The sequence below is a fragment of the Bradyrhizobium manausense genome (assembly GCF_001440035.1).
In the GTDB taxonomy this organism is placed as follows: domain Bacteria; phylum Pseudomonadota; class Alphaproteobacteria; order Rhizobiales; family Xanthobacteraceae; genus Bradyrhizobium; species Bradyrhizobium manausense.
The window spans coordinates 1-7,731 of sequence record NZ_LJYG01000081.1; the positions used below are offsets into that span (position 1 = coordinate 1).

Sequence of the window (7,731 nt, forward strand, 5' to 3'; positions counted from 1 at the left end):
TCGCCCTACTTCGTCACCAACGCCGACAAGATGCGCGTTGAGATGGACGACGCCTACATCCTCATCAACGAGAAGAAGCTCTCCTCGCTGAACGAATTGCTGCCGCTGCTCGAGGCCGTGGTGCAGTCCGGCAAGCCGCTGGTCATCGTCGCCGAAGACGTCGAAGGCGAAGCGCTCGCCACCCTCGTCGTGAACCGCCTCCGCGGCGGCCTGAAGGTCGCGGCCGTCAAGGCCCCGGGCTTCGGCGATCGCCGCAAGGCCATGCTGCAGGACATCGCGATCCTGACCGGCGGCCAGGCCATCTCGGAAGATCTCGGCATCAAGCTCGAAAACGTCACGCTCAACATGCTCGGTCGCGCCAAGAAAGTGATGATCGACAAGGAGAACACCACGATCGTCAACGGCGCCGGCAAGAAGACCGACATCGAGGCGCGCGTGGCGCAGATCAAGGCGCAGATCGAGGAGACCACCTCGGACTACGACCGCGAGAAGCTCCAGGAGCGTCTTGCCAAACTCGCGGGCGGCGTCGCGGTGATCCGCGTCGGCGGCGCGACCGAGGTCGAGGTGAAGGAGCGCAAGGATCGCGTTGATGACGCGATGCATGCGACCCGCGCGGCTGTCGAGGAAGGCATCGTCCCGGGCGGCGGCGTCGCCCTGCTCCGTGCTTCCGAGCAGCTCAAGGGCCTGCGCACCAAGAACGACGACCAGAAGACCGGCGTCGAGATCGTGCGCAAGGCGCTGTCGGCTCCCGCTCGCCAGATCGCGATCAACGCCGGTGAAGACGGCTCGGTGATCGTCGGCAAGATCCTGGAGAACAAGGCCTACAATTACGGCTTCGATTCCCAGACCGGCGAATATGCCGACCTCGTCAAGAAGGGCATCATCGACCCGACCAAGGTGGTCCGTACCGCGATCCAGAACGCCGCCTCGGTGGCCGCGCTCCTGATCACCACGGAAGCCATGGTCGCCGAGTTGCCCAAGAAGGGCGGCGCCGGCCCCGCAATGCCCCCGGGCGGCGGCATGGGCGGCATGGACTTCTAAGGTCCACCCACCTCAAGGACTTGCGAAACCCCGGCAGCGATGCCGGGGTTTTTGTTTTGGCCGTAGCCCGGATGGAGCGCAGCGCAAACGGTGTGCCGGATTTCGCTGCGCTCCATCCGGGCTACAACGAACCCTCCTATTGCACCTTCCCCAGCCGCTCGGCGCGCAGTTCCCCCTCTGCGTCGAGCGACCAGAAGATCCGCGTCACCTTGCCGATGAGATTGTCCATCGGGACGAAGCCCATCACCGACTTGAAGCGGCTGTCGGTGGAGTTGTCCCTGTTGTCGCCGAGTGCGAAGAAATGGCCCGGAGGGACGGTGTAGAGCTCGGTGTTGTCGGCGTAGCCATTGTCGACGCAGTCGTAGGTGATGTAGCTCACCCCGTTCGGCATCGTCTCGCGCCAGCGCTTGACCCTGGTGCCGGTGTCGCCGCCGCAGGCGGAGCCTGCCGCGACATCCTTCAGCGCGACGCGCGTCACCTGGATGTCGTTGAGGAAGAGTTGTCCATGCCGCATCTGGATGCGATCGCCGGGCAATCCGGCAACGCGCTTCACATAGTCGATCTCATTGTCCTTCGGCGACCGGAAGACGACGATGTCGCCATAGGCAGGATCAGCAGCGCCGACGCGGCCGGAGATAAAGGATGGCGTGAAAGGAAACGAATAGCGGCCGTAGCCATAGGCATATTTCGCCGCGAAGACGTAGTCGCCAACCACCAGCGTCGGGGCCATCGAGCCGGACGGAATGTTGAAGGGCTGGAACAGCACGTAGCGAAACAGGATCAGCGGCGACCACAGCACGGGCACGAGCAGGATCAGGATGATAATCGCTTTCCATTCGCGAGGTCTGGCCCTTGGCCGGACGGTGTCCTGAAGCGTGGTCATCGCATTCCCTGCCCGAGATTGTCGTCGCCACAGATTGCGCAACCTGTAGGCGCGCACAATCCCTGACCCGTCCGACTTGGTCGTCCCGCTGCCGGGCTGCGTTCGAAGCGGCCGCCGGCCGCCGATCAACTCTGCGCCATCTCCTGAAAACACGCCCGCACCCAGTCAATCGTCACGCGCGTTGCGGCGTCGCGCTTGAGGTGGTTTTGCACCAGCAGCCAGACGTCGCGCCGCTTCGGCAGCAGGCTGGCGCGCAGGCGGCGATCGCCAAGCAGGTCCGCGCAGACATATTCCGGCAACACGCCGGCGGCCCGATGCGCGCGGATCAGATTGCGGATGACCCGGACGTTGTCGGTGACGCAGCGCGCGCGGGCCTTCTTCGTGCGCAGGAATTGCATCTCGGGAATGGCGCCGAGCTCGTCCGGATAGGTGCATAGCATCGGCTCGCCTTCGGTCGCGGCAGGCTCGAAATAATAGAGCTTGATGTCCCCGAGCCTGGAGATCGCAAAGTCGCCCTTGTCGGGCTTGCGCAGTCGGATGGCGAGATCGGCTTCCCAGCGCGAGAACCTGACGTTCTCGCTGGAGGTGAGGAATTGCAGCGTGAGGCCCGGATTGGCGCGCAGGAAGTCGCTCGCGCGCGGCGACAACACCGTCTCGGCGACCGTGTTGGTGGAGGCGATGCGCAGGCGCCCGACCGGCCCTTCCAGGCTCTCGCTGAGGCGGCCGATCTCGGCCGCATGCGCGGCCATCGCCTCGACATGCGCCAGCACCGCCTCGCAGCTCCGCGTCGGCCTGCGCACGCCGTCGGCGGCCTCGAACAGACGCAGGCCAAGCGCTCGCTCGATCCGCGACAGCCTGCGCCCGACCGTGGTCTCGTCGATGCGCAGCCGCGCGCTGGCGCCGGCATAGGTGCCCTCGTCCCTGACGGCGGCGATGATGCGCAGATCGTCCCAGTTCATGAGGCGAAGGTATATCGGCCGGGAGGCGCCTGCAATATCGCAGCCACCGGCTGCAATATCCCTGCATATCGGCAGGCGGCTCCGGCGTTATGCTGGCCCGGCCTTTCGCCCTGGAGATTGCCTGACCATGACGACCGCAAAGACCCTGCTCGAGCTCGCCGGCGCCGACCTCACCCCGCCACGCCTTGCCGATGCCGCGCTGGTGCTGATCGACATCCAGAACGAATATCTTGCAGGCCCCCTCGCCTTGCCCGACGCCAAGCCCGCGATCGCGCGGGCGGCTGCGCTGCTGGCACGGGCACGCGAGGCTGGCGGGGCGATCATCCACATCGCCCATCGCGGCAAGGCGGGCAGCCTGTTCGATCGCGGCAGCGAGCGCGGTGCCATCGTCGCCGAGCTCACGCCTCGTGCCGGAGAGCTGGTGATCGAGAAGGAGCTGCCCAATGCGTTTGCCGGCACCGATCTTAGGTCGCGTCTTGCCGCAACCGACAGGAAGAACATCGTGCTGGCCGGCTTCATGACGCATATGTGCGTCAGCTCCACGGCGCGCGCCGCGCTCGATCTCGGCTTTCGCACCACCATCGATGCCGATGCCTGCGCCACGCGCGACCTGCCTGATGGGCGCGGCGGCACGCTGGACGCGCGCACCATCCACGAGGTTGCGCTCGCCGAGCTTTCCGACCGCTTCGCGATCATCGCGCGCGGCGATGCGCTGAGATAACGGAGCAACATGATGCTGCAACTCTATTTCTCGCCGATGGCCTGCTCGCTTGCGAGCCGCATCGCGCTGATGGAGGCAGGTCTCGAGGCGCGCTATCACCAGGTGCATCTTGCGACCAAGACGATCGCGGACGGCGGGCGCGATTTTCGCGACATCTCCGCAAAGGGCGCCGTGCCGGTGCTGGTGCTGGAGAACGGCGAGCGGCTGACCGAGAGCGCGGCGGTGCTGCAATACATCGCTGACCTCAGGCCCGAGCGCGGCCTTGCGCCGCGGCCGGGAGATCTGGATCGCTACCGCCTGCAGGAATGGCTGAGCTTCGTCGGCACCGAGATCCACAAGGCGTTCCTGTTTCCGACCTTCTGGTACAAGGACGACGGCTCGCTCGCCAAGCCGCGCGCGCGGATCCTCCAGACGCTGTCGGTGCCATCAGCGCATCTGGCGGACCGCGAATTCCTCGTCGGTCACAGCTTCACCGTCGCGGACGCGCATCTTGCCTGGGCTCTGCTGCTGCTTCGCCCCGCCGGCGTCGATGTCGCGCAATGGCCCTCGCTCGCTGGATATCTCGAACGCATGCAGGCACGGCCCGTGATGCGAGAGGCGATCGCCATCGAGATGGCATTGCGCAAGTCCGTCCCGGTCAATGCGGCGTAGCAGTCACTCTGGAAGCAGAAAATCAAAAAGGGCCGCAGCGAGCGGCCCTTTTGCATGATCTCGAATTGACCAGGCCTAGTCGACCCGCGCCAGCACCGCCAGCTTGCGGATCCCCTTGTTGCGATAGGCGTCGAGGAACGCGTAATAGTCCTTGAACGAGACGCAGCCGTTGGAATCGCCGTTCGGCCCGAGCATGAAGGTGTGTGCCAGCAGGCCGTCGCGGCCGTAGATCGCGCTCTCGCCGCCGATCGGCGTGAGACGCAGCGCGGGCACGCCATGGAACAGCGCCTCGCGCGGCTTCAGCGTGTAGATGTGCGGCGGGGTGACGCCGCGCATGCGCACGCGCTGCGAGTGCGGATCGTCGAGGTTGGAGCCGAGGCCGGAATGCGCCTCGAGCCTGGTGCCATCGGGCAGGTAGACCGTCTTGGCGGTGATGTCGTAGACCGCGGTGTCGCGCTCATAGGGCGGGGCACCGCCGAACATCGGGTTCTGCTCCTTCGGCGCGATCGCCGAGGTCACGCTGGCATCGGCCGAAGCGTAGGCGAGCAGGCCGCCGGAGGACTCGCGCTTGCCCCACAGCTTCTCCACCATCGACTGGCGCGGGCCAGTGATCGACATCACCGCAGCCTTGGCGCGATCGGCAAACGACTTTGGCTTGGCTTCCGGCGCCGGCACGATCTGGGCCGGATCGGCGGAGGCGAGTTGCACCGGCGCGTCCGAGCGCTTGCCCTTCGCGACGTCAGCGACCTTGTCAGCGACCCGCTCAGCCACCCTGGCGGGGTTGAGCGGCTTCAGCACTTCCGCGACCTTCGCGACAACGGTCGGCTTCGGCGTGGCTTCCGCGACCTGAGCCGCAGGTGCGGCGCTCGCCGCGTTCGATTCGACACCCTGCGTCGCCGCGGCGGCAAAGCGCTCGTTGAACTGTTCGCGTGAAATCGGTTTGGCCACCTGCAGCCGGTCGGGCAGCAGTGCAAAAGTTTCCCTGATGGCCTCGCCCGCCTCGCGCAGCGCCACCTTGGGCGCGCGCTTGACCACAGGCTCGTCGTAACCGGCGCTGCCGACGGTCGGATAGACGCTGGCGGCGAAGATGTTGTTGTAGACGGTCCAGCCGGCAAGCAAGACGCAGCCGGCCACGGCGGCGCCAAGCAGGTTTTGGGTGGTCATTTTCCGGGAAGGCTTCCGATAGGAATTTTTCTGCTTCCGTGCCGCGTAACTCGGCGCAGCGATACTCGTACTCATTCGCCTTGCGTCCAGGACGGTGTCACTCAGTCCCCCTTCGAAGCGCCGCTGGTCACGTTCCGGAACCAGCATCTCGCAGAGGGTCGGAGCGTCATTAAGGCGACTTTTAGTTAAATGCAGATTAAGTTCAGGCGGTTGTAGGGCAGCTCGTTAACGCTGTGCCATTTTGAGAAAAAGGCCCGCGGAACTACGGACTTAGGCGACACTGTTAACCATAATTCTCGGCCGGTTCAGCACACTCAGAGGGCCTCGCCGACCGCACCTTTGGACCCACCAACCAAGTCATTTTCGTGGTCATCCATGTCCGCAAGATAGCGGGCAAGCGTTGCGCGAGGCTGATGCCTGGCGGCGTCATTTCACCTCACGCCGCCGACGTCGCTGGGTGCCCTGACCGAAAGTTGATCGCCCCAATCTGGAAATGGCCGCGGCGGCAAAATAGCTACACGCTCCGGCACTTTTCAGCAGCCTCTGCGCATGATACGGTACCGTATCAACATCGCCTTGAACTGTGCCGAGCACGTCAAACGGAGGCTGGCATGAGTGGGTTTTCGCGCGCGGGGTGTTGCGCCCTGGCGTGGTCGTTGCTGTTGATCGGATCTGCGACCGCACAGCCTGCCACGGACGTGGGCTGCACCGCGTCACCCTCCGCCGCCGGCACGCAAGTGTGGCGTTGCGACAACGGCATCACGATCGTTGCAGAAAACGGCGCGAGATTTGAACTGAAGGACGTCAACCGCGACGGACATATAGACACCGTCGAGTTGAGCGGCAAAGCGCTGCTGGTCGAGGTGCCCAGGAAACCCGGCGGCAATCCCTTCAAGGTGCTGACGCCGCAAGCGATCGCCGCGGTGCGCGGCACCAAATGGGCGGTCGATGTCGCAGAGACCAAGACCTCCGTGTTCGTCGCCAACGGCCGCGTCGGTGTGACCCGGAGGGTGGCGCGCGGACGCGGCGCCGTGCTAGGTCCCGGCGAAGGCGTCGACGTGGAAGCGAGCGGTCCGCTGACTGTCAAGACTTGGGGCCAGCCTCGCGTCGATGCGCTGATGGCGAGATTGGGTCAATAAGGCCCGTACACATCAATAAGACCCGCGCACGAGACGCGGAAAGACAGATTGTAGTACGACGTAATGAATAGACGTTTTCAGATCCTGCTCGCCCTTGTCCTTGCGGCCCTGTGGGGCGGCGGCATTTTTGCCGCTCACACCTACGGCCATCTCGCCTTTCTCGATCGGCTCGAGGCGACGCTGACAGACCTGCGCACGCTTGCGCGCGGCGTGCAGGCCCCGCCCGATCTCGTCACCATCGTCGCCATCGACGACACCGTGGTGAAGCGCGGCGGCACCTATCCGCTGCCGCGGGCCGATCTGGCGCGCGTGGTCGACGCCATTGTGCAGTTCAAGCCGAAGGTCATCGCCATCGATCTGCTGCTGGTCGATCGCAGCGCTGCGATCGGCGACGCCACGCTGGCGCACACGCTCGCAACCGGTCCCATGGTGCTCGCGGCCGCGGCGATCTTCCCGAACGAGAGCGAAACCGTTGGCCCCGGCAGCGCCGGACCGCTCGCCATCCTGCCCCAGGCCGAGCGCTTCCTGTTGCCGTTGCCTGCTTTCGCCGATCACGCCGATGTCGGCATCGTCAACGTCGCGACCGGGCAATCCGGCTCACCGCTCTCGGTGCCGATGCTGTTCCGGACCGGCGACAAGGTCGAACTGTCGTTGCCGCTGCGGGTCGCCAGCCGCGCGCTCGACAAGAAGCTGACGATCGCGCCCGATCATCTCACGCTCGGCGATCGCGTCGTGCCTGTAGACAGCGACTTTTCGCTGCCTATCACTTACTACGGCCCGCGCCGAACCATCCGCACCGTTAGCGCGCAGAGCATTTTCGACGGCACGCTCGATCGCAAGGCGGTCGAGAACCGGATCGTCGTGATCGGCGCCGCGGTTGCCGGCGGCGGCGACTTCTTCCCGACGCCGTTCGATTCCCTGATGCCCGGCGTCGAAGTCATCTCGACCGCGATCACGCATCTCGTCGCCGGCGACAGCATCGTGCGCGACCGCAAGGTTCACATCGCCGACGCGCTCACAGCGATCCTGCTGCCGATGCTGCTGATCGGCCTGCTGGCCTGGCGGCGCAGCGCGCTCGGCTTCGTCGCGGCGGCCGCCGTGATGGTCGCCTGGGCCGGGCTCAATCTGTTCGCGTTCACGCATGGCGTCTGGCTCGACGCTGCGACCACGCTC

Annotated in this window: 8 protein-coding genes; 5 read left to right on the forward strand and 3 right to left on the reverse strand. The window is 65.5% G+C overall.

Annotation, left to right across the window (positions count from 1 at the left end):
- On the forward strand, positions 1-1,041 hold a 1,041-nt coding region (groEL, locus tag AOQ71_RS18120; protein ID WP_157083565.1), incomplete at its 5' end, for a chaperonin GroEL.
- Positions 1,042-1,177: 136 nt separating this feature from the next.
- Here groEL and lepB read toward each other — a convergent pair.
- Positions 1,178-1,924, reverse strand: coding sequence for a signal peptidase I (lepB, locus tag AOQ71_RS18125; protein WP_057748752.1), 747 nt, complete (start codon positions 1,922-1,924; stop codon positions 1,178-1,180).
- A gap of 125 nt (positions 1,925-2,049) precedes the next feature.
- Positions 2,050-2,883, reverse strand: coding sequence for a LysR family transcriptional regulator (locus AOQ71_RS18130; protein WP_057748755.1), 834 nt, complete (start codon positions 2,881-2,883; stop codon positions 2,050-2,052).
- A gap of 127 nt (positions 2,884-3,010) precedes the next feature.
- On the opposite strand from AOQ71_RS18130, the gene AOQ71_RS18135 reads away from it, so the two are divergent.
- Together AOQ71_RS18135 and AOQ71_RS18140 are read left to right on the forward strand one after the other, a co-directional pair.
- Positions 3,011-3,604: a cysteine hydrolase family protein gene (locus AOQ71_RS18135; protein ID WP_057748758.1), complete on the forward strand. Its 594-nt coding sequence runs from the start codon at positions 3,011-3,013 to the stop codon at positions 3,602-3,604.
- A 12-nt stretch (positions 3,605-3,616) separates the two neighbouring features.
- Complete coding sequence (locus AOQ71_RS18140; protein ID WP_057748950.1) at positions 3,617-4,255, forward strand: glutathione binding-like protein; 639 nt, start codon at positions 3,617-3,619, stop codon at positions 4,253-4,255.
- 75 nt (positions 4,256-4,330) lie between these two features.
- On the opposite strand, the gene AOQ71_RS18145 is transcribed toward AOQ71_RS18140, so the two are convergent.
- Entirely contained in the window at positions 4,331-5,419 is a 1,089-nt protein-coding gene (locus AOQ71_RS18145) for a DUF2778 domain-containing protein (RefSeq protein ID WP_057748761.1), read from the reverse strand.
- A 611-nt stretch (positions 5,420-6,030) separates the two neighbouring features.
- On the opposite strand from AOQ71_RS18145, the gene AOQ71_RS18150 reads away from it, so the two are divergent.
- Positions 6,031-6,558 carry a FecR domain-containing protein gene (locus AOQ71_RS18150; protein ID WP_057748765.1) on the forward strand — a complete coding sequence of 176 codons (528 nt, stop codon included), beginning with the start codon at positions 6,031-6,033 and terminating at the stop codon, positions 6,556-6,558.
- 63 nt (positions 6,559-6,621) lie between these two features.
- A partial coding sequence (locus AOQ71_RS48085; RefSeq protein WP_245316972.1) for a CHASE2 domain-containing protein occupies positions 6,622-7,731 on the forward strand: 1,110 nt, incomplete at its 3' end.

What these genes read in the sequence shown, in the direction of transcription:
- AOQ71_RS18145 (WP_057748761.1), bottom strand. Translation starts at nt 5,419, where the DNA reads ATGACCACCCAAAACCTGCTTGGCGCCGCCGTGGCCGGCTGCGTCTTG.
- AOQ71_RS18140 (WP_057748950.1), top strand. Translation starts at nt 3,617, where the DNA reads ATGCTGCAACTCTATTTCTCGCCGATGGCCTGCTCGCTTGCGAGCCGC.
- AOQ71_RS18130 (WP_057748755.1), bottom strand. Translation starts at nt 2,883, where the DNA reads ATGAACTGGGACGATCTGCGCATCATCGCCGCCGTCAGGGACGAGGGC.
- lepB (WP_057748752.1), bottom strand. Translation starts at nt 1,924, where the DNA reads ATGACCACGCTTCAGGACACCGTCCGGCCAAGGGCCAGACCTCGCGAA.
- AOQ71_RS18135 (WP_057748758.1), top strand. Translation starts at nt 3,011, where the DNA reads ATGACGACCGCAAAGACCCTGCTCGAGCTCGCCGGCGCCGACCTCACC.
- AOQ71_RS18150 (WP_057748765.1), top strand. Translation starts at nt 6,031, where the DNA reads ATGAGTGGGTTTTCGCGCGCGGGGTGTTGCGCCCTGGCGTGGTCGTTG.